Origin of the sequence: uncultured Nitrosomonas sp., from assembly GCF_902826915.1 — a bacterium.
In the GTDB taxonomy this organism is placed as follows: Bacteria; Pseudomonadota; Gammaproteobacteria; order Burkholderiales; family Nitrosomonadaceae; genus Nitrosomonas.
In genome coordinates, this window is record NZ_CADEGP010000012.1 from 1 (window position 1) to 22,233 (window position 22,233).

Consider the following 22,233-nt stretch of genomic DNA (forward strand, 5'->3'; position numbering starts at 1 on the left):
GCTGCATTTGCAAACTTTGAAGTCTGTTCTACATATTGGTTAAGGGTTTTTTCGTTTGCACCGTGAAGTCCAAGAACTGCCGCCGAAGTCTTTCTCCAATGATCTTCTTCATCATATGCTTTTTCACAATTGGCTATGAGTTTCAGTAGGGTTGATTTACGATCAAATTTGCCTAGCATCTCAGATATTTCTGAAATCAGCATATCTACTACCTTGTGCAGAAATTTTCCGCAATCACCCTCTCCAGTTATTTTGTTTTTTTTATCTATATTGATGCTATTTAAAGCGCGCCATCCCAGGCCTAATTTAGCTGTACCGTGATTAATTTCATCTATTTCTATTAACTTCTTAGGGAGTCCATCACGGACATAATCTAAAAACTGTTGTGTATGAAAGATATGGAAGCTACGCGCTTCTGTGTTTTTTACAACCTTATCTGTAATAACTATCGTTTTTTCATTGATGTCCCTATCGCCAAGAATGGTTAATAAGGTGCGAACGGCATTAAAAACGAAGAAACGTTCAGCAATATTTTCAGCAACCCTAAATCCGTCAAGAAATCCCTTTTTGAAAATAGCAATTTTCGAGTTTTTCTCATGCAAATCCCCAATTTCACAAAGTGAAACCAGATTGAGTGGACCTTGGATTAATTTAGCTTCGCTTGTTGGAGTATCATCCTGAAATTCTGCATAAACTTTTAAGTTTTTCTGGGAACCGATCAAGGATATATGTTCATCAAAAATATTACCGATTCGATGTAGCCATTCACGGGCCATTTCTCCTAATCTAAATTTAACATCCCTGTCTTCAATATTTTTGGCCAATACTGTTAGCCAAATCTGGAATTTGCCTTCATATACAAATGTAAGAATGCCTTTACTAACATCTGTAATAGACACAAAAAGCTTCTTAAGACTTTCACTTGTAAATAGTGGTTTTGCTGAATGGTGCTGGACGTCATGCAATTTACCCATATTATCAAACGAACTGTGTCTATCATAACCTTGTTCTGCTTCTGCTCTTATATCCCTAAGCATATTTGTAGGAATGTGGAGAATAATTGGCCGATCAACAGATATTTCTCCGTCAGGCAGTTGGGCGTGGGGAACAAAGTGGCCATTATTTTTTCTTACCCAACCAATTAGATTCAGTATTCCATTCGCATTAACAATTTTTACCCCATTTCTTGTAATTGCTTCAAAGCCTTCTTGTATTCTCCAAAAGTAACCCGGGTTCAAGTCTGCTATTGAGCTAAGACGTATAAGGTCTGGCGCTGATATGCTTTCGAATCGCCAGTTAGGATAATTAAATATGATATCTTTTGTTGCGTATCCCTTTCCCCATCCGCAACCAACCAAGACTAACAGTCCTTGTTTAAATTCGGCTTTTTTAGAAATTTGTTGTACCGTTGAATCGATGGATTTTTGAAGTTTGTCAGTAAGTACACCATCATCTTCTATAATCTCCTTGAAGCCGCCATCGTTATGGTATTCAATCGAAGGAAGGAATAATTGATATAATATAAAAAATCCCACATCCACTTGAAAGAGAAAGGATGAAGTGCGATGTTTCCCGCTCATTTTCCAGTGGACGGGAGCATAGAATGGGCCGCCCAAAAGAGGAGTTTCATAAAAGAATCGAGAATACTTTTTTGCAAGAGCATCATCAAACGATTTAACTAGGTCATTTTTTAAAACTTCTTGTATTACAAAATCTCTTAACGCGACTGATAGTGCGCTTGGCATTGATATTATTAAATGTTTATCCGATGTGCTAATAAGAGGATGTCGATCAAGATAGCTATTTCCTACTTGCTGGGAAACTAAGTGATCTTTCATGTGTGATTGGAATAGAAACGGTTCAAGGTCGTAAAGTTCTGTGCCGCATTTTTCAAGATCTTTAAATGAAAGGGTCACACGAGAAATCAGCTCGTTTCTATCAGGAATACTAGCAATCGACAGTCTTGAATGAATCTCTTCTGAGCCTATTTGATAACGTTGTAATTGCGAGTTCTTACACAATAAATCAGAAATAATAAGTAATGATTTGACGGCTTTTTTTATTTTTACAAATACTCCGTTATCAGGCATTGTTGAAACCACGCCTAAAATTAGTCGTGTATAGAATCCTGTTGATTCCCATGCACCTTCCAAAACTCTGTAGTCGCCATCTTGGTCTTGAACTAAAGAAACAAAAATGTCTTCGCTAGGATCCTCGCCATAAACACACCGCGATTGGCCTATTTTATGAAACCAACGAGCCGCATCATGGATATTTGATTCCTTATTGCCATCACAAAATACAACCGCTAATGCAACCAGAATTTCTAATCTTATACAGTTGGATTGATAGTCAGGTAGTGTCTGAAGGCCTGATAATAAAGGAATGGTTGTGTTTGGATCAAATTTTGAAAGATCTTTGATTAGTTCTTTGTTATCGTTGGAAATTTCTTTAATTGTTACAGATAGTGACGCCCATCGTTCCCCTTCTCTAAGTAAAGCTTCTAGTTTTTGAGGATTAATAATTTTTTCTGGTTTGCTAAGTTTCTTTTTTGACGCGCTACCTCTCTGATGAGCAGCTTTAGTTTTGAGCTTTCGTTTTTCTTTTTTCGTTCGCTTGGCCATTCTTTGTGTGTCGATCAATATTATCTATAAAAATTCGGATTAAAGCCTATTAATAATTTTTTATTTTTATGTTTTCAGTGTCGATAAATAAAGTGTACGTTTTAGTACAGTATCTTCTCATTTCTAAAGAATCGATATGGAAAAAAATAATAGCAAGTATGGCAATCTCACACTTGAACAATTCAAGCTACTTATCAATAAGTTGCCAGAAATTCGTGGCCAAATGCAAGAATTGCCTGATCTTTTAAATTCCGCTCCTAAAGATAGAGTTATGGGAATACTGGATCAAGGTTTATATTGGGCTGACAGCTATGAATTATCATTTCAAGAATTGCTGGCGTTGCTTATATGCGCCCTAGGTTGTCATCAGGAATTGCACAAAGCTGCTCAATCAGACGATCCAACTCAAGCTGTGTTTAGTATGTTTCAAAATGTTGAGTATGAGACATGGGAAGGCGGATTGGAGGGATTATTCGAGATTAGTGATGTTGTCGGTTTGTTTTCTGCATTGCAGCGTAATATTCTTTCAATCATGTTGTTTCATCGCACGCTCAACGCAATGGTCGATGAAGTTCGGAGTGGGGATGATGATTCATTATTTAATGCAGTGCGCATAGACCGTTCTATTATCACTTGTCCGACATTTGCTTTACGTATTTCCAAAGCGGAAGTTAAAAATGACAGGAAATTTTTTATCCGGCTGCGCAGCTCCCTAAAAGGGCCTTCAAAGAAACACTGGGAAGCATACAAGGATTTGCGTTATGCATTCTTTATTCTTCGGGAATCTGGGTTTAATCAAATGTCTGATGCGCAACTTGAAGAATTGCTCATACATCAATTGAAGCTATATTCCAATGCACCCGGTGCTCGAAAGAATCTCCGAAAACAGTTCACAGAATCCAAGAAATTTTCAACCACCTGAAATTGAAATTTGAGGTGGACGACATTTTGTAGCCTGAGGCATAAATTTCTGATCGTTGCTGAAAAGCAATTGCATATCAATCAACGATTAGGAGTTTTTAAATGTCACAGGAAACAAAAGAATCTATTCAATCCGCTGAGCCAACATGCGATGCAACGCGCGAGAGCGCGGCCGCGTGGCGTGATGGCGAAGTGGAACAAGATTTGACAGGTGCACTGCATCTGTCCGAATCATCTTCAGAGGGTACGCCGCCTAGTAACACAGTACCCAATAACTGCAATAATGAATATTTCAAGCTTTTAAGATTTGGAGTTGATAGCCTTTATCTATCCTATCCAGGGGAATTATTTCCTGATGTTGATGAGAGGCTAACTGAACTAAAGCAAATCGCACAATCACCAGAACCCTTTGAGCAAGTCAAGGCGCAATATCCCATTAATAGTCATATATTCGAAGTCAAAGATAAAGGAGCTAGGCTATTTCCTTATATTCTGGAAGATAATGCTTTTCGTATTCAGCTATCTCGTAGCCAATCGGTTCCACTGGCTTATGTGAAGCTTTCCAGCGAGTATCTGACACATGTGGGTTCCGTTGCAGCAGAAAAAGAGCTGCAATCCATCCTGGCTCAATTTGGAGTGGTTTATGAATCTGCTAATGTCAGTCGCATCGATCTGTTCGTGGACTTCTTCAGTTCAGTTGATATGGAAAGCTGGGATCGTCATGCCTGGGTGACGCGTGCTTCATCTATTAATAACTATTCTATCGAACGTGCCTTCTCCGGCTGGGTCATTGGGGCAGGGGGTGTCATTAGTTGTCGTCTGTATGACAAAACATTGGAAATAGAAAAACAATCGAAGAAATTCTATTTGCATGAGTTATGGAAAAAAGCCGGATGGAATGGAGAAGATAAGGTCTGGCGGCTTGAATTTCAGTTAAATCGAGGAGTATTGACACAGAAAGGATTCGGAAAGCTGTCTGAGGTGCTTGGTAATCTCAGCGGCTTATGGAGTTATGCCACAACAGAATGGTTACGCCTAACCCTGCCGAATGGGGATGATCAAACCCGTTCACGCTGGCCGATTCATCCTTTATGGGGTTACCTATCCTCTATCGACTGGGAAACCAATGGCGGCCCTTTATCATCTCGTTTCAGCGCTGCGCGTGTACCTGGCAATGATTGGCTTTGCAAGATCGGACTCAGCACGCTGATTTCACTCATGGCGTGCAAAGGCATCAAGGATTTTGATTCGGGCATACGGGTTTTTAAGGATGCGCTTTATGTTTATCATGAACGTAAAAGCTTTTATTTAGGACTGACTTTTGATGATTACATACAGGAAAAGGTAACCATTAAAGCGCGTCAATTCAATACCATCCTGAATCGTTCTATCGAAGCGGAAGAACAAGCGAGTATAGATAAAGATGCGGCTGAGTATCGGAAGCAATCGGACGGCGAATAACAATGGATAAAGTTAGCCTGCCTCTGCCTGCAATTCGATGCTTATCCAAAGAAGAAGCGGCGCAATATCTCGGTATTGGCGTGACATTGCTCACTGAATTGGAGATTCCTTATATCAAGCTAGGTCGTCGCTGCCTATATGACAGGGTTGACCTGGATGCCTGGATAGAAGAATATAAGCAGTGCGAGCACGGGCGGGCTAAGAAGGAGGCAATATGGCCCAAACCCAAGAAGGTGTCTACCGGAGACAAGATTCTAGTTTCTGGTGGATTGCAACAACGTTCCCAAACGGCAAAAGAATACGCCAAAGCTCTGGGACTGAAATCCGACAGGATGCTGAAGCACTGCTAGCCAAAATTCGGCTAGAAGCATTTCGGGAACATCATTTCGGCATTAAGCCCCAACGTACATGGCAAGAAGCCGCAGTAAGGTATCTCGCGATAAAGGCGAATTTACGAAGCATTAAGGATGTTCAACGAATTTGCTGCAAACTTGATCCTATTCTAGGTCATTTGATGCTAAACCAGATTACAGGTGATGTGATTTGGTCAGTCATTCAAAGTGTACTAGCAAAAGGAAATAAGCCAGCGACAGTAAATCGTTATTTGGCATTAATTCGCAGCTTGTTACGCATGGCTCGTGATGAGTGGCAGTGGATTGATGCAATGCCAAAGATTCGTTTTTTAACGGGTGAAACAGAACGTGATAGATGGTTGACTAGAGAGGAGGCTACTCGATTGATTGTAGCAAGCCCATCTCATTTGGCAGCTTTGATTCGTTTTGCACTTGCTACGGGATGCCGTGCAAAGGAGATTACTGGTTTAGAATGGAGTCGGGTTGATTTGGAACGTCAAACAGCCTGGCTTAACCAAACCAAAAATGGAACACCGCGAGGTGTGCCGCTAAACCACGATGCAGTCATTGTTCTGGAAGAGCAACTTGGGAAGCATCCGCAGTTTTGCTTTACTTATCATGGTAAACCGATTCGCTGGGAAATCACAAACAGCGCGTGGCATACCGCACTAGAAAAAGCAGGATTAAATGATTTTCGGTTTCATGATCTCAGGCATACCTGGGCTTCATGGCATCGTCAGGCTGGTACGAGCTGCGATGAGTTGAAGGATTTAGGTGGCTGGAAATCCAGAGTTATGGTGGATCGCTATGCCAAGTATGCAACCGAGCATTTAAGGGTTGCAGCGGCTAGAATCGAGCGTGAGCGTGGTGGGCACGTGATTGAATTGTCACGTTTTTGTCACGTTCAGAAAGAAAAAAGGGGTTAGCATTTTACTAACCCCTTGTTCCATTTGGTAGGTCGTGCCAGGATCGAACTGGCGACCAACGGATTAAAAGTAGCAGTCACAGCGAAAATTATGGTTTCAAAGCTGAAGAAATGTAAATTCTTTTTTATTTCCTCATGATTAATCTCACTGAAACCGAACCAGAACCGAACTTCTATGGGTGCCATTTGCCCCATTTTCAAGAAAAATTGATTGAAAACAATCCAATATTAAAATTTCTTCCGAACTGAATCCGAACGATCCCGAGCCTAGTTGCCGGAGATTGAGCGCTAGCAAGGCAGAGCGAGAAAAAGCCCCGGATTTGCCCCAAAACGATCCGAGGCGCACCCGGCGGGGTAGCCGATAGGGCAGCCATCCTCACCTCGAAATCGCCCCAGAGCGACAGACTATGGGCGCGAGCTGGGCCAGTTTGCGCCAGCCCGACCCGTCATTTTCGCCGTTTTTACGTCGTGGTTGTCGTGGCCTCCCTGATCTTAATCGATGCGCTTTGGGCAGCCTCATTTAAGACCTTGGTGGAAAGGTGAGAATAACGTTGCGTAACCACACTGGTGCTGTGTCCAAATATCTGCTGTACCTCGTAAAGAGTGCGCCCACTGTTGACCAGAAAAGACGCATACTGATGCCGCAAATCGTGTAAGCGCAGATGTTTTAGACCTGCTTTCTCGCGCAGTCGCTGCCAGACTTTGTGAATATTACAATAAGGCCTGCCTGTGAGACGATTAATGAACAGATACTCAAACTTGCCTTGAGTGTCCAATTGTTTAAGGATCTCGATAGCACTCTCATTTAATGGCACTCCTCGTAATTTTCTGCTCTTGGCATTTGTTGCTCGGATGGTGAATATGCCTTTACTCATATCCACATCACTCCATTTGGCAGAAAGTGCCTCGTTTAACCGACAGCCTGTAGAAAGTAGGAAGAGGGCGATCTGACAGACAGACCGATTCTCATCGGTATGTAACACCGTCAATAAACGATTCAGTTCTACATCATCCATATAAAGTTCAAGTTTGTTATCTTCATGAAACATCGGTACTCGTGCCACTGGGTTTTTATCCAGCATTTCCCAATCGATGGCCAGATTAAGAGAATGCTTCAATAATTTTATGTGATGGTTGCAGGTGGCAGCAGCCAATCCTTCATGCTTTAGCGAAGTATGAAACAACTGGATCTGTTGACGCGTGATTTGATTGAGTCGCTTATTCCCAAATACAGCTTTGATCCGAAGTCGATACAGCTCTTCATCGCGATCCCATGAGCGTTTCCGTGGCATCACATAGGGCAGATAGTGCTGCTCGAAGAATTCTGCATAGGTTAATACTGCCAGTCTGGCTTTTTCTTCACCACGTGGATCGGCTCCCAAGGCAAGAATCTCCGCTTTAAGCGCTTTGGCTTTCTTGCGTGCATCAGCCAATGTGATATCTGTCGTGCGACCAATCTTCTGATGACAGGTCTGACCTGTGGCTTGTTTATAGCGCAAATAATAGGTTTGTCCTTGGCTTTTACGCACTTCAACATATAGGCCTGGGAGATCCTCATCGCAGTACTCAATGCGGGATTTACCTTCCGGGCATTGCAGATTATTTCTAATAAAGCTTTCTGATAATTTTATAACAGGCATATAAGCCTCCATAAATATTGATACGTGAAATTAGTTTGATCAGTATTTGAATAACATGAATTTATTTAGTGACTTAATTGCACGATTAACTAATCATTACCTTTTCCCACTTTTTTGATCGTAATTTTGCGCTCATTCCCGCGTCCGAATTCGATGATAATGCCCTGGGTTTTTAGGCTTGTATCTAGTGCCTTCAGACGTTTTGAAAGTGAGATGGGAGTGTTCGGCCAATCGCGTGAATACGATGTGCCTAATGAACTTTTCAAGTTGAGAGCCGCAAGTAGTGCTTGTGGGGTACCACTCCATTCGGTAAATTCAGTTTTGTCGACAAAATCGTAGATGGCGGTGGCGAGTGGATTTTCCATTAAGCTATCTAATTGAATTTGTCGTAAAGCTGAGCTATAAGCACGTTGGAGGCCAGCATCGCGCATTCCAACCACATTTTCAAACGCTGCGAGCCAGTGCACAAAATCAAGCATGCGTTCCGGGTGCGTTATTTTCACGTCCGGAAGGCACTTCAGCATATCTGAAGTCATTTCAAGCAATCCACGGAAAATTAGTGGCAGATCATCCTCGAGGCGTTTAAGCATCACCGCTTCAGATACACGGTCTGACTCTGATAGTGGCAGTGTGCGTATCGGCAGACAGCGCTGTGCCAGGTCTGCCTGATTTATGAAGCTGTGAATGCCGTTGAGAACAATGGCACCGTGCAAGGAAGAAACGTGCTGATCGGAGTCGGTATACAGTGCACGATTTGTAATTGTTCCGCCTGTAGCTGCCATACACAAATTATCGGACATGGATGCCTTGAAATTGCGCATATTATCGAAGCAAAGTACATGTGAGTGCTGCGACGCAATGGCCAAATCCTTTGCATTATTCGGAAAAACTTGCGTGCCAATCACATTAGGGTCTATTAAGCGCAAGATTATATTGTTACAAAGCGATGTTTTTCCGGTTCCTTGATCACCTTGAATTAACAAAATGACGTAGTTGATACCATTCATCTTAGGATGTGCCAGTGTATAACACAGCCAGACCAATAATAAGAATTGGTCGTATTGGGTCAGGTTCAGGTAATTAAAAAGTCGGCTTATGTCACTTTTATCAGCGGGCATCACCATAGGCCTTGAAGTCGGTGTTCGATTAAATAATGTATTTGAATCTTGGGTGATAACTTCAACGCTATCTGGCGTGACCAGAATTCGGGAGTTCAGTTTATCTCCGACATCCAACTCGATGCCGTTTTGGAAAGGTGCAACCCGGTACCAAACCGGCTTGACGATACCGATCGTTTCAGCATGCCCAACTAAATATTCATTGGCAAACTTAATATCTAAATTGCGCAATGTTTTACCTTCATCTAATGCTATGTTTCTAATAATATTGTTTAATTGTTTGCTCCCAACAGGCAAAGCCAACGGATTCCCGGAAGTCTTCATTGTTGCATGAGCTATTCCATGTTGGTTTAAGTAAAGATCGAATTTCTGGGGCAGATTTTGTGGAAATTTATTTGAAACTGGAATCACCTGATCAATCGACTGACCCGTCGACTTGACACTAGCTCCGCGCGACGAGGCGTCGGGTGCGTCGGGTGCGTCAAAAGTTTTTTTTCCGCCGTACACATCTTTTTTTTTGGGGAGCGATTGCGGCGGTTGAATTTTCGAAATATCTATTTTTGGCCTATGTTCTAACATAAAATTTCCTTTTAGCATTTTGGTATTAATTATTTCATCGATTAAATGAAACAAACGGTTCAGGAAGTCAGTGCAAAACTATTCAGCATCTGTACTTCCTTAATAGGTATGCGTTACTGGTAACACCATGTAGGTCTTTCAGAGAAGTTATGCTATAAAAATCAATCAAAAATAATATTTAGATGAATATTTGGGGGAGGGTTACCGGTAATCAGCCATGTTCATTTAACCAATTGCCAGCCTCATCGTTTATATTTTCGAAGTCTGGAGTCTCGGGGTTTAGATTATCGGCATCTTTATTTTCATCAAGGGGAACATGAACTGCCTTTTGTTTCGCACGCTCATCGGCGTTTCTTCGATCATCAATTAATTTGAAACTAGGCTTCCAACCATCTACTTCGTTAAATGGAGTAAATGGATCACCTTCGATGTCGGTTAGCTTTACAAGTGCAGATCTTAGCTTTGAAATTGCGGTTTTGTCTTTGCCAGCAGCTTTCTTTGTATTTGGAAACTTTATTCCTTTACTAAGAATAATCAGGATGCCTCCAATATAATTCGGTTCTAGCTTACGAATTCCCATGAGACCAATTTTCTGGAAGGATGATTTTTTGTACTTACCATTTCCTAATTTGTAGCCGAGGTTATAATCTTTATAAATCTTGATCGTGACATCTTCCCATTTGAAATTTTCAGTAGAATTATCTGATTTAATAGTATGATTCTCTACAGGATAGCCACTCGATATTTTAGGACTACCGATTCCAAATTTATCGCCCGCCCAGTCAAATACACTTTCGAATGTCAGGCGGGTCAAAGAAGTCGAATCCTCGGATGAAACTATTTTTGAATCCTTAGAATTCTGTATCTCGTGACGAATTTGATCCATTAGATTTAGAGCAAGTGTGTGTCTGGCTTTACAGGCATCCATACGGAACTTTAAGGATTCAAGATGAGCCTCCGGGAAACGTTTGATTTGGGCATTTTCATACTCCACTTCTGCTTCTTCTAAAAATGCGCTAGTCATTTCTAATAGGGAAAAACCAGTCGGTATATAATCAAGATTGATCATGAGTGCGACAGCTTCTTCAATAGTCAGTATTAATGGCTTCGTTGATTTCATTTGGCTGATTGCTTTGTTAAAGGTGCTATTTTAAAGGGGGATTAAAATGCGTCATAAAGAAATATGACGATAGCGTGCTGCCAGTCATCCTATAGCAGCATAAAGCCACGCATTACATCAATTTTTGGAATACTCTTAAAGTTAAATTCTATGCGACTCCAATTCACTACATCGCTACTCGTCGCCACCCGTCGCCCGAGACATCGCTCGGAAACCCATGTGACGCAAGGCAAGCCGTCAAGGCGTCGAGTGCGTCGGGTGTTTTCCTGAAATTTATTTTTGCTCCTGCCCAAGGGTTGCCGAATCTAGCGGCTCAATATTTGCACTGCACTCCTGAATATAATGTGACCATCAAGTATCACTAATTCATTTATAGATAAAAAAATATTATTTAGAGAATATCGGGGCTTATCTACTAATTTTAATATTATATTTATCTACCATAATATAATGATTATTGAACATTAAGATGTTGTTTATATAGAGGCGTATAAATATCTCATTCTATGAAGAAGTAAAAGATATATGTGATAATAAAAATTATGGTGTGTTCCTTGAGAATCATTGGAGGATGTCAGAGGGAGCAGCTAGTGCCACAGCTGTAAAAAAATCTTTCAGAGCATCCGACGCACTCGACGCCTTGACGGTTTTCTTTTTCTGCATAGATTTCTGAGAACGAGGCCGACGACGAGGCAATCAGTGCCGCGGTGATGCTAGAATATTGCCGAAGAAAAAATTTCTCTGAAAACACTCGACGCACCCGACGCCTTGACGCTTCCATGCGCTGCATCGATTTCGGGAAAAGCGGTTGGCGACGAGTGGGGAACAAAAATTGGAAACCTGAAATTCTGCCTCCGCAATCTGCTGTGTCAGTCAATCGCCCCCAGAATACTCCTGGCCTCTTCATGCTCCAGCATATAATCCCGCAGCCAACGATACTGCCGGGCGCAAGTTTCAGCCAATCTCGCATGATCGCTGAAAGAAAAATGGCTATAGGTATACAGACAAACTGTGATGCCCAACGCATCCCCAGATAGCTTCCCCTCAAAGCCATTCTCACAGATGACCTGAAATGTTTTATTCAAATCAGGTGCCATGTAAAAGCCACCGTTACTCAATGCGTAAAATTCCCAATATCCGCCACTATATTCAGCTGCAAGCATCTCGGTAAAACGATAGACTGCAGGCTCAAAGTGCATTGGAAATTGAACGCCGAAAATATTGGCTGTGTGAGTGATGCGTTGATCGTCGGCTACTTGCCTGCGTGTGATGATTTGATCGGTCATGATTTATGCTCCTTTGGAAAAGAAAACGGAGCAGCACAATTGAATGCACCACTCCGAATAGGTCGATGTGAAACAGCAAGACGACTCAGTTAGAATCAAACAATGTCATCTCATCGGGATTGACTCTGGCCATCAAACTGGCTTGAGCTATGACAGCTTCAGCCAATGCTTCGTCGGGAATATCCCAGGCAATGACATCGTTGACTGCATCAATTAGATAGTTTTGGAATAACATAGTAATTGCTCCTTTTGGGAAATAAAAAAAGACTCTTCCGATGACGAGCAGCGTCACTGAAAAAATCCATTAAAAAGAAAAGTGAAACAGGTTCGGCATACGGTCGGTATTGCACCGCCGATTGATTGCAAAGTTACAGCTGTGTTGTACTGCCAGGGTTTATGGAGGTAACTATTGAGGGGACTGCGGACTTCAACTAGCTGAGTGAGTCTGGGATTTCTTTGATTTAGTCTTCTTGCTGCCATCAATGGCCGTCGGATCAATGGCCGTCTGCATTAATTTTTCGACTTCAGCCATAAAAGCATCAGATGGCAACTGTGTATAGTGCTTCGGATTATCTTCCAGGGGACTCACCAAACCTTCCTGCTTCAGTACTGCCAAAAGAAATGCAGGCGTGTTGAGTGATTTGCCTTGAAATAGCGGATAGAGCAGCAAAGATACAATTGGCTTATCGCCTTTCCGCTCATTAAAAGCTTCCAGAATGGTATCCAAGGTAATCCATTCCTTGCTGAAGAAACCGCCGCCGGTATTGGCAACTATACGGAATTGAATATCAGATTCAGCATTGCAAGCGATTTGATAAGTGAGTGTGGATTTGCCTGATAGAGAAGGGCAGGTGGCAACCTTGAGGATACGAATATCTGATTCTGTAGTGACACGCTTCATGTTGAACTCCTTTTTAAGTTATTTCATATAAGATGATCAGAAATGCGCAATGTCGATCCTGCAGATTCCCTCAAATTGATGATCGATAACATCTTTCAGATTGAGAAAAGCAATCTCGACACCCCCGATATTTTTTAGGTACTGTCGTGCATGATCAATATCTGTCGCTAGCCCCATATAGACTGAATTTTTCAATTTAACCTGCAGTAAAGTCGCACCGGTTAACACATGCGGATATCTTTGGAGTACATCGAGTAAAGCCAGACATTCAGCATGGCCCCGTGGTAACTCCGCATCAAACTCAATGATTCCGGCGCGTTCCTCAAAATCTTCCCGCAGACTCTCATCCAGCAGGTTAACCATATCGGAGACAAGCGTATTCATAGGAATATTCATGAAAACTCCTTAAAATTGAAATGGAAAACATCAATAAAACCGAGGGGAAGTCAGGATTGCGACAGGGCTATTGCGGGAACAGCATATTCAACACATAGCGCCAATAAATCCGCGTTTATGCCTGATTGTTTTGGGATGAAGATCATGATGCCAAAACCTTCATCGTTTAAAATGAATACCATCTCGAAAAAGGTGGCATGTTCTTCCAGTGCTTCAAAGCAAGGTGTGAAATCAAAATCACCGAATTGAGTGTTATCGAAATAGTTATGCAGAATGGGGCACTTTGTTTCTTGTTCCAGTGACTCGACAATGTCATGGGGTTCAACGACGATCATGTAACCGTGGTGATCGTAATCATAGGGTTCGTTTGCAAGGATCTGAGCAAAGCGTTGTTCGACCAGTAACCGAATATCGGGGTCGGGGATAATTTTAGTAAATGAAGGGCCATTAAGTATGAGCATGAAGATCTCCTTGAGAGTATGAGAAGGGAGAGAGAAAAACTCAAAAGCCAATGGAAACAATCAGAAAATAATTTGAAGTACCACAAATGTATGTAAGGCAAGGACGGGTGGAGTTTTGAAACCGAAGAGGGATGAAAAGAATTAAAAAGTCAGAAGTGCCCGAAGATCAAGAACGGAATTCCATAGGCGATCAGAATATATATCCAGGCTGCCTGTAAAACAGCGCCGAATACGGCAATCAGAGAAAACACCAGAATGTCCAGGATTTCATCAAGAAATCCCCGCTTAGGCATAAGCTTGCGCATCTTCCCTATGCCTGAGTGATCGGTGGTTGCCCAGCGGAATAAGCTTGAAGCTGCTTTTTCGAGTAATTGTCCGGCAGATTGAAGGTTGCGTCTGGGTCGATTTGCCATGTGAGGTCTCCTGATTGATGAAGATTGGGGGATAATTGAATGGTAGGTATGGTTGGCCCTTTGGGTTGAGTGGAAGAAAGTGAAGTTGAACTGCAATAAATTGAAATTATTGGAAAAAGCAGACTGTTGCTAGAATGCTTGGAATGGGGTGAATGTCTGGGATTTACTTGACGATACGATTCATGGGGTTGTTACCTAAGGTCTCCTGGGGATGTGTGATTGCGGAGGAATAAAAAAATGAGAATACTCCACTTGAGAAGACGAAGACGAGTGAGTGTGATACTTTGAGTTTTAGTTTAAAGCAGAATTTAATTAATATGCTTTATTTGCATATTTTTATCGACAGTAGTGTTAATAACCAATTAAAGATTGGATATGGTGCTTACCTTGTGGTGTCTGTACTAGGTACCGCAATAGTATCTCTAAAAGATACGGTGAAAGTGAAGCGTTTTGAACAAACCAGCTCGACTAAATTGGAATTGCAAACATTGCTGTGGGCATTGAGTGAAACGATTGCTTTATACGGTGGTAGCGACATGGTTTTGACGGTTTATACAGATTCACAGAATATTATTGGTCTGCCGGGAAGGCGTGCCCGTCTTGCAGGAAGTAATTACCTTTCTAATAAAAACAAACAACTTAATAATTATGAGCTGTACCAAGAATTCTATAGATTGAGCTCCAATCTCACTTGCGAGTTTGTAAAGGTGATAGGGCATCAGCCATCTAACAAGAAGGATGAGATTGATAAACTATTTGGTTTGGTTGATCAAGCATCCAGGCAGGCGTTGCGAAAAGATATCTTGCTAAAATTGATTTCATCAAGGGAATGAGCTCTGAATAAGGGTCATCAAGATCTTCATCATCATATGAGTCAACATTATGATTCAAGTCCAACTAGATTTTCGAATAGCAGGCTATATGTTTTCTGCAACTATCAAAGCGTTATATGTTCAAAAAAATGTACATGTAAATATGGCCAAGCTTCATAGAAAGAATTCATTTTATTGAAAGACAATTCTTTATTTATACTACATAATAAGATTGATAAGAGACTTAACTCTGATCTATATGGTTTTTTTGCAATAGAACTAGGTAATGTTTATGGTTGAGAAAGCTTTTGATAGAGTTTTTTATTCACATAAATTTTATGCCTAATTATTTAGAAAATTTTGTAAAATAAATCACTACTGTCCCGTTAACTTTCACAGTAAGTCCATCTGGCAATGGTTAGCATTTTTATCTATGAGTGGATCCCCACGCAATAAAGCCATGAGGTCACGTTTTTCAAACAAATTGAGCTGCAATAATCGCAGAATTTGTTGCATGCTTTTGCTCATTTTTGACTGAAATTTGATGAATGCTAATAGCAAATATACGCATACAGCGATCCAAACCTGAGTCATGACTGCATTCTTGCTTGTCCCAACAAAAGTCTTGATTTTCAGATTCTGTTTAATCCATTTGAAGAACAACTCTACCTGCCAGCGTGCCTTATAGATATTAGCAATGGTTTTGGCTGATAACTTGAAATTGTTGGTTAGAAACACATAATGTTTGCCGGTTTCTTTGTCTCGGTAACCGATACGCCGCAGCTGAGTTGGGCATTCTTTTGCTGACTTCAAACCAGTGAACTTGATGATTTGATCACTGCTCAATCCTTTGTACTTCAAGACCGGCTCACGACTGACAACCTTGAATTTAGTGTTGGATTTGAGGCGAGTAATAAAGAATATCTTTTTCTCTGTCAATTGGTTGTACCAACCGTAATCGCAGTACCCCCTGTCAACAGCTACAATGCTACCATGGGGAAATTGCAGTGTACGGCCAATCTCAACATCACTGGTCTTGCCTTCCGTAATGGCGACAAACTCAGGAAGATAGCCGCTGTGATTCAATCCGACATGAAGCTTAATGGCGCTTTTTGTCGTGCGAAAATTTGCCCACGGAAAGACCGACAAACAAAGGTCTATGGTAGAAGTATCCAATGAATAGAGTGGGTTCTTGAAGCGAAAATTGTGGCCTGGTGTCATTCCCTGGCAACGACTTAATAACTTTCCCGCCAGGGACTCATATAACGCATAAGGTTTATCTTCGTTGATGCGAGACAAGTTGGAACGCGTCAACTTCACACTACCCAGATGATAGAGACGATGCGCCTGGACTGAGATATTTTCAACAATATCTCGCAAGCTCTTCCGTCCTGCCAATTGTGCCATCGCCAAGGTCACAAACTGCGACCATCTAGATGCAGTGCGGAATGAACGACCTGAATGATGTTCTTTTGCCAGAGTCTCAAACTCATGTCTCGGTACAAATTTTAGTATTTGTGAAAAGATCGTATTATAATGTGACATGGCCTTGTTTCCTATGCTGGTTCAACAGGTTATAAGCAAACTTATTATACCAGTTCAGGGCAAATCAGGCCGCCTCAATTAGATGTTAACGGGACAGTAGTGAAAATAAATAGGAGAAATTCGTTTGGTGAGGATGCGCGAATTTGATGTTGATGAAACTCTGGACAGAGCTATGCATTTATTCTGGGAAAAGGGCTATGCCGAAACCTCGGTGCGCGACTTAGTTAAGTATACAGGTGTTGCTCATGCTGGACTGTACTCAGCGTTTGGCGACAAGGAAGGACTCTTCAAGGCTGCTGTCAAAAAATATTGTTTTAAAATTTCCGATGAGATGTTCGGTATTCTTGAGAGTATTAATGCCGGACGTGCTGAAATTGAGAGTGTTTTCGACGGCATTTTACAAATGAATAAAGACGGACGATTACGTAACGGCTGTATGTTGGTCAATTCAGCTATCGAATTTGCAGAAACAGATGAAGAGCTCAAAAATATGGTAATTGGCAACTTCAATAAGCTGGAAAAAGCGCTTAGTAGAGCGTTAACTAATGCCGTTGTAGCCGAAGAAGTGCGAAATGACCTTCCAGTTAAGAGAATAGCAGCTGCAATGACGACAACAATCCATGGCTTATCCGTGTTATCCCGGGCTGGGATTCCAATTGAGACAATAGAGGAAGTTATTATTGCCGCTATCGATCAACTGGATTAGTAGCATTTAAGTTTTATTGTGCTTTATATTATGGCCTTTGAGCTAGCGCTCCGTTTCTATTACGTTCTCTTGTTACCCTAAACTAACTGCATATAATGCATATTCAAAGGTAAGTTATGCATCATGTGCGTCTAAGATTGCCTACTCTTTTATAAATTAGCTTGTTCCGCACTCTAAATTAAATGAAAATGAATGAATTAAGAACGATCGTTCTTGATCGTGTGATATAGTACATATAAATTCTGATATAGGTTGATTCTTAGGATGCTTGTCAATGATTGCCAATTTCAAACATGTATGAGCTTTATTTGCAACACAATCGGGAAAAATTTTAACTTTTAAAGATCATATGATCTTAAATGGAGATTGCATTGACTGTCATTAGAAACGAAACTAAACAATTAAACAAAACGGATCGTTTTGCACTTCGATGGGCAGAATTCGTCCTTAAAAATCGCCTGAAGACAATTCTTTTCGCAATTATCGTTTTTGTTGTTCTTGCCGCTGGATTGATGCAGATTCAGGTTTCACATAATTATCGTGTCTTTTTTAGCGATAAAAACCCTGATCTGCTTACCTTTGAAAAGTTTGAGGAGACTTATACAAAAAACGACAATTTTCTTTTTGTTGTTAAACCTAAATCCGGAACAATTGATCAACCTTTTGTTGCCCAGGCTACTGAGGAATTTACCGCTCGTGCCTGGACGATTCCATTCGCAATACGGGTTGACTCTATCACCAACTTTCAGCATACCTATGCAATAGATGACGATTTAATTGTAGAAGACCTCATAGAAAATGCCTCAAATCTTTCGCAAGCAGAAATAGCCAAGCGCGTTGACATTGCGCTTAACGAACCATTGCTTGCGGGCAATCTTGTAGCACTTGATCGTGGCGCATCAGGTATCAATGTAACGTTGCAATACCCGGGACTAAGTGAGGGTGAACTGCCAGAGGCCATTAATTCCGCGCGTGCTCTCGTAGCCGAATTCGAACAAGCCTATCCCGACCTGAGGATTGCACTCACGGGTATTTCAGCGCTTAATGCTGCTTTTTTTGAAGCGACAATTAATGATGCTGAGACGCTCTATGGCCCCATGTTCTTGGTGCTGATTGTTATCACATGGCTGGTCATACGAAGCTTCTCCGGTGTCGTTGCAACGGTGCTCGTTATTACGTTTGCAACAATGGCCGCGATGGGTTTTGCGGGCTGGGCAGGCATCATCATTTCACCATTTTCGGGTAGCGCTCCGGTCGTTATTCTAACGCTGGCAATAGTGGACTCCATCCATATACTGATCACGATGGTGCAGCGTATGCGTGTCGGCGATGACAAAATTGCGGCTATCAAAGAGAGTATTCGCGTCAATTTTCTGGCGGTTTCAATTACTAGTTTAACGACGATTATCGGCTTTCTGGCGCTCAATTTTTCCGACGCCCCACCTTTTAACGCTTTAGGGAATATTGCATCAGTAGGTATTGCTGCCGCCTGGTTTTATTCACTAACATTTCTGCCAGCATTATTAGCTATTTTGCCATTTAATGTACAAACCTACTCAGATAAATCTCGAGGTCCGCTGCAAGAAGCAATTAACAAACTTGCCGAGTTCGTTATTGCAAGAGCACGAGCTACACTGGTTTTTGTAGGTGTTCTTTTTATTGGACTGGCTTTTGCTATACCAACAATAGATTTGAATGATCAATGGGTTGAATACTTTGATGATAGAGTGGAATTTCGTGGCGACGCGAAGTTTGCTATCAAACATCTGACAGGGCTTTATATTCTCGAATACTCCGTACCTGGTGGAGCACCCGGCGCCATCAGTGAGCCTAAATATCTGCAAGACCTTGATGACTTCGCGATCTGGCTACGGGAATATTCAAAAGTACGCCATGTTTACTCGTATACGGACGTCATCAAGCGACTAAGCAAAAATATGCATGCCGACGATCCGAGTTTTTATAAAATTCCAGAGGAGCGCGAACTCGCTGCACAATATTTGCTTCTTTATGAATTGTCATTGCCATACGGGCTAGACTTAAATGACCGTATAGACATCGATAAGTCATCAACTCGAGTCTCCGTCACGCTCGATGAAATTACCACCGGAGAAACGCGGCAATTTCTGAAAGAGGTTGATGCCTGGTGGGAGGCACGCTCACCAGGAAACGAAGTATATGGCACCGGCGCAACCTATCTGTTTTCCTTTATCTCTGAGCGCAATATAAAGGATATGATTGGTGGCAACATTGTCGCTGTTGTTTTGATTTCCATGATTATGATGCTCGCGTTAAAAAGCTTTAGTTTCGGACTGCTTAGCATAATTCCAAATGTTGCACCACTTATTATGACGTTCGGTGTATGGGCGCTACTAGTAGGCGAAGTGGGTATGGCTGCCGCGACAGTATCCGCCACTTCTCTCGGCATTATCGTCGACAACACGGTTCATATCCTTACGAAATACCAGCGTGCTCGTGAAGAGCTAATGCTCTCCATTGAGGACGCAATTCGTTACACCTTTGATACTGTCGGGGCTGCGGTTGTGGCCAATGCGCTGATTCTGGCGTTTGGCTTTAGTGTGCTCATGTTCTCATCATTCAAGATTACGGGTGATATGGGAACGTTGACTGCACTGGCCATTATTATCGCCTTGATTGTAGATCTGTTGTTGTTACCAGCGCTTTTAATGTTACGCGCTAAACCTAAAACAAAAGGAGTTCAATATGTTAGCACTGAAAGCACGAATTCAATTTAATCCCTATAAATATGTGATTTTCGCCGGTGTGCTTGTGCTGGCAAGCTTCGCTCATTCGCCTGCTTCTGCAGAAGATCTTGATCAAAAAGGATATGATGTTGCTGCACGCAATGACCGATCAGATCGAGGTTTTAATAACAGTCGAGTAGAGCTTGAAATGGTGCTAAAAAACGCCTCAGGTGCAGAATCTCGACGTGTACTTGAGCAATCAACCCTGGAACTTCCTGATGAGTCTGTCGGTGATAAAAATCTTATTGTTTTTTTCTCACCAGCAGACATTGAGGGAACAGCGCTCCTTTCGTACGCCAAAATATTGGATCCGGACGATCAGTGGCTCTATTTGCCAGCACTCAAACGCGTGAAGCGCATCTCATCAAAAAACAAATCCGGACCATTTGTCGGCTCAGAATTTGCTTTTGAAGATATTACCGGCCAGGAACTTGAAAAATATGAATATACCTGGTTGCGTGAAGAAGCATGTGGAGAGTTGACCTGTGATGTTGTCGAACGTCGCCCGCTTTATAGAGACTCCGGCTATACACGGCAAATTGGTTGGGTTGACCAGACCGATTATCAAACACGCAAGCTTGAATATTACGATCGCAAAGGCAGCCTGTTAAAAACTCAACTATTTGAAGATTACAAACTTTATGATGATAAATACTGGCGAGCACAAGTGTGGCGCATGGAAAACCATCAGACGGGCAAAAGCACGGATCTTTTTTTCAAAGAATATAAATTCGATATAGACCTCAGTGATAAAGATTTTGTTACAGGAGTCCTATCGCGCCAGCGGTAGAGAGCAGTAACTTAGCAAGTGTCATGAATAACATGAACAAATTGCAAGAATGTATTTCTTTATTGATTATTCTTGCTAGAGCACTTGCTATTTCTCTACTTTTCAAACTATCTGATGTGTCGGCGCAATCATTTGACTTAAGCGGCCAGGTTGCTTTGGAGCTACGCGGATTTCCAGACAAATCATTATTGCCAGGCCAAGTTGAAGGCGCGCAGTTCTCAAGCTTCTTGGAACCAGAATATCGTTGGCGGAGCAGCGACCGCAATTCATTATTAAAATTTACGCCCTTCGTTCGCGTAGATACAGTAGATGATAAACGAACTCATTTCGATATCCGAGAAGCAAACTGGTTAAAAATTGCAGGAGACTGGGAATTTCTGGTCGGTGCCACGCGTATATTCTGGGGTGTTACAGAATCTCGCCATCTGGTTAATATAATAAATCAAATTGACGCAGTTGAAGATATTGATGAAGAAGCTTTTCTTGGTCAACCTATGGCAAAGATATCTCGCCAGACAGATATCGGTCGATTTGAACTTTTTTTAATGACAGGATTCCGTGAACGAACGTTCGCGGGACCCGATGGACGACTTAGAACACCACTTCCTGTTAAAACGGGAGATGCAGTTTATGAAAATAGCGCTAAGGAATGGCATCCAGATTTCGCCCTGCGTTACTCACACTTTTTTGGCGATTTTGACATTGGACTACATGTATTCCGCGGTATAAATCGCGAACCTTCTCTTGTCCTATCGTCTGACGCCCAAAACTTTATACCACACTATTCTGTAATTACTCAGGCAGGTATTGATCTCCAATTTACTCGCGACGCTTGGCTTTGGAAGTTAGAGGGAATCGTCCGTGAAGGACAAGGTGATGCATTTGCTGCTACGGTAGCCGGGTTGGAGTATACATTTTTCCAGGTTGCTGAAAGTGATATCGACCTTGGTCTAATTGTGGAAGGATTATATGACGGTCGTGACAAGCTTAATTTTGCTGACATTCAGAGTAAACAGATTTTTCCTACAATTTATGATAAAGACATTTTTCTTGGTGCGAGACTTGCCCTTAATGACGTTCAAGATTCATCCATTCTTGCGGGATTTGTAACAGATATTGTAGATGGACCTGCAACTTTACGTGTCGAAGCCGAACGTCGACTTGGTCAGCACATGAAAATCGAGCTTATCGGTCAGGCATTCTTTGAAGATAATCCTATAAATCCAGTGTCCTTTTTTAGACAGGATAGTTTTGTTACTCTTAGGGTTTCTAGATTCTTTTAGTTCATTTAGATGTGATTACAAAAAAGATTTAACTATAGAAGATCAATCGTTCTTGATTGTGTGATATAGTAAATAGTCGCTATTCTGCAATGTGCTCAAAACAGGTTGCAGAATAGTTAAAGAGGAGAAGATTG

21 protein-coding genes are annotated in these 22,233 nt (G+C 41.8%); 9 read left to right on the plus strand and 12 right to left on the minus strand.

Annotation, left to right across the window (positions count from 1 at the left end):
* On the minus strand, positions 1-2,624 hold a 2,624-nt coding region (locus tag QZV86_RS03380), incomplete at its 3' end, for a hypothetical protein (RefSeq protein ID WP_295624043.1).
* A gap of 136 nt (positions 2,625-2,760) precedes the next feature.
* On the opposite strand from QZV86_RS03380, the gene QZV86_RS03385 reads away from it, so the two are divergent.
* The 4 genes from QZV86_RS03385 to QZV86_RS03400 all read left to right on the plus strand — a co-directional run bounded on the left by QZV86_RS03385 (position 2,761) and on the right by QZV86_RS03400 (position 6,285).
* Entirely contained in the window at positions 2,761-3,546 is a 786-nt protein-coding gene (locus tag QZV86_RS03385; RefSeq protein WP_295624045.1) for a hypothetical protein, read from the plus strand.
* A 101-nt stretch (positions 3,547-3,647) separates the two neighbouring features.
* Positions 3,648-5,006: a replication initiation factor gene (locus QZV86_RS03390; RefSeq protein WP_295624047.1), complete on the plus strand. Its 1,359-nt coding sequence runs from the start codon at positions 3,648-3,650 to the stop codon at positions 5,004-5,006.
* Positions 5,007-5,008: 2 nt separating this feature from the next.
* Positions 5,009-5,356, plus strand: coding sequence for a helix-turn-helix domain-containing protein (locus tag QZV86_RS03395; RefSeq protein WP_295624049.1), 348 nt, complete (start codon positions 5,009-5,011; stop codon positions 5,354-5,356).
* Entirely contained in the window at positions 5,275-6,285 is a 1,011-nt protein-coding gene (locus tag QZV86_RS03400) for a site-specific integrase (protein WP_295624134.1), read from the plus strand. Before QZV86_RS03395 ends, QZV86_RS03400 begins: the two co-directional genes overlap by 82 nt.
* A gap of 460 nt (positions 6,286-6,745) precedes the next feature.
* Here the strand turns inward: QZV86_RS03400 and QZV86_RS03405 are convergent, their stop codons facing one another.
* The 10 genes from QZV86_RS03405 to QZV86_RS03450 form a co-directional block, all read right to left on the minus strand.
* The gene (locus QZV86_RS03405; RefSeq protein ID WP_295624051.1) at positions 6,746-7,924 is read right to left on the minus strand and encodes a site-specific integrase; all 1,179 of its coding nucleotides are present in this window, start codon (positions 7,922-7,924) and stop codon (positions 6,746-6,748) included.
* Between the two features lie 89 nt (positions 7,925-8,013).
* Positions 8,014-9,621 carry a hypothetical protein gene (locus QZV86_RS03410; RefSeq protein ID WP_295624053.1) on the minus strand — a complete coding sequence of 536 codons (1,608 nt, stop codon included), beginning with the start codon at positions 9,619-9,621 and terminating at the stop codon, positions 8,014-8,016.
* Between the two features lie 211 nt (positions 9,622-9,832).
* Positions 9,833-10,741 carry a hypothetical protein gene (locus QZV86_RS03415; RefSeq protein WP_295624055.1) on the minus strand — a complete coding sequence of 303 codons (909 nt, stop codon included), beginning with the start codon at positions 10,739-10,741 and terminating at the stop codon, positions 9,833-9,835.
* Between the two features lie 89 nt (positions 10,742-10,830).
* Positions 10,831-11,034 carry a hypothetical protein gene (locus QZV86_RS03420; protein ID WP_295624057.1) on the minus strand — a complete coding sequence of 68 codons (204 nt, stop codon included), beginning with the start codon at positions 11,032-11,034 and terminating at the stop codon, positions 10,831-10,833.
* Between the two features lie 576 nt (positions 11,035-11,610).
* Positions 11,611-12,027 (minus strand): antirestriction protein, encoded by a 417-nt coding sequence (locus tag QZV86_RS03425; protein ID WP_295624059.1) that lies wholly within the window; start codon positions 12,025-12,027, stop codon positions 11,611-11,613.
* An 85-nt stretch (positions 12,028-12,112) separates the two neighbouring features.
* Positions 12,113-12,262 carry a hypothetical protein gene (locus QZV86_RS03430; protein WP_293006452.1) on the minus strand — a complete coding sequence of 50 codons (150 nt, stop codon included), beginning with the start codon at positions 12,260-12,262 and terminating at the stop codon, positions 12,113-12,115.
* Between the two features lie 192 nt (positions 12,263-12,454).
* Positions 12,455-12,928: a hypothetical protein gene (locus tag QZV86_RS03435; RefSeq protein ID WP_295624062.1), complete on the minus strand. Its 474-nt coding sequence runs from the start codon at positions 12,926-12,928 to the stop codon at positions 12,455-12,457.
* Positions 12,929-12,964: 36 nt separating this feature from the next.
* A complete protein-coding gene (locus QZV86_RS03440; RefSeq protein WP_295624064.1) occupies positions 12,965-13,324 on the minus strand; it encodes a hypothetical protein in 360 nt (119 codons plus the stop codon).
* A gap of 50 nt (positions 13,325-13,374) precedes the next feature.
* Positions 13,375-13,785 (minus strand): hypothetical protein, encoded by a 411-nt coding sequence (locus tag QZV86_RS03445; protein ID WP_295624066.1) that lies wholly within the window; start codon positions 13,783-13,785, stop codon positions 13,375-13,377.
* A gap of 149 nt (positions 13,786-13,934) precedes the next feature.
* Positions 13,935-14,198 (minus strand): hypothetical protein, encoded by a 264-nt coding sequence (locus QZV86_RS03450; RefSeq protein WP_295624068.1) that lies wholly within the window; start codon positions 14,196-14,198, stop codon positions 13,935-13,937.
* Between the two features lie 284 nt (positions 14,199-14,482).
* On the opposite strand from QZV86_RS03450, the gene QZV86_RS03455 reads away from it, so the two are divergent.
* Entirely contained in the window at positions 14,483-15,031 is a 549-nt protein-coding gene (locus QZV86_RS03455) for a ribonuclease HI (RefSeq protein ID WP_295624070.1), read from the plus strand.
* 372 nt (positions 15,032-15,403) lie between these two features.
* On the opposite strand, the gene QZV86_RS03460 is transcribed toward QZV86_RS03455, so the two are convergent.
* A complete protein-coding gene (locus QZV86_RS03460) occupies positions 15,404-16,555 on the minus strand; it encodes an IS4 family transposase (RefSeq protein WP_295624072.1) in 1,152 nt (383 codons plus the stop codon).
* 133 nt (positions 16,556-16,688) lie between these two features.
* Here QZV86_RS03460 and QZV86_RS03465 point away from each other — a divergent pair, with 133 nt between their 5' ends.
* From QZV86_RS03465 to QZV86_RS03480, 4 genes are all read left to right on the plus strand, one after another.
* Positions 16,689-17,261 carry a TetR/AcrR family transcriptional regulator gene (locus QZV86_RS03465; protein WP_295624073.1) on the plus strand — a complete coding sequence of 191 codons (573 nt, stop codon included), beginning with the start codon at positions 16,689-16,691 and terminating at the stop codon, positions 17,259-17,261.
* Positions 17,262-17,632: 371 nt separating this feature from the next.
* Positions 17,633-20,017, plus strand: a complete 2,385-nt coding sequence (locus QZV86_RS03470) for an MMPL family transporter (protein ID WP_295624075.1) — start codon at positions 17,633-17,635, stop codon at positions 20,015-20,017.
* On the plus strand, positions 19,986-20,816 hold the full coding sequence (locus QZV86_RS03475) for an outer membrane lipoprotein-sorting protein (protein WP_295624077.1): 831 nt from the start codon (positions 19,986-19,988) through the stop codon (positions 20,814-20,816). The genes QZV86_RS03470 and QZV86_RS03475 overlap by 32 nt, the downstream gene beginning before the upstream one ends.
* Before the next feature lie 23 nt (positions 20,817-20,839).
* The gene (locus tag QZV86_RS03480) at positions 20,840-22,099 is read left to right on the plus strand and encodes a hypothetical protein (protein WP_295624079.1); all 1,260 of its coding nucleotides are present in this window, start codon (positions 20,840-20,842) and stop codon (positions 22,097-22,099) included.
* Positions 22,100-22,233 lie beyond the last annotated feature (134 nt).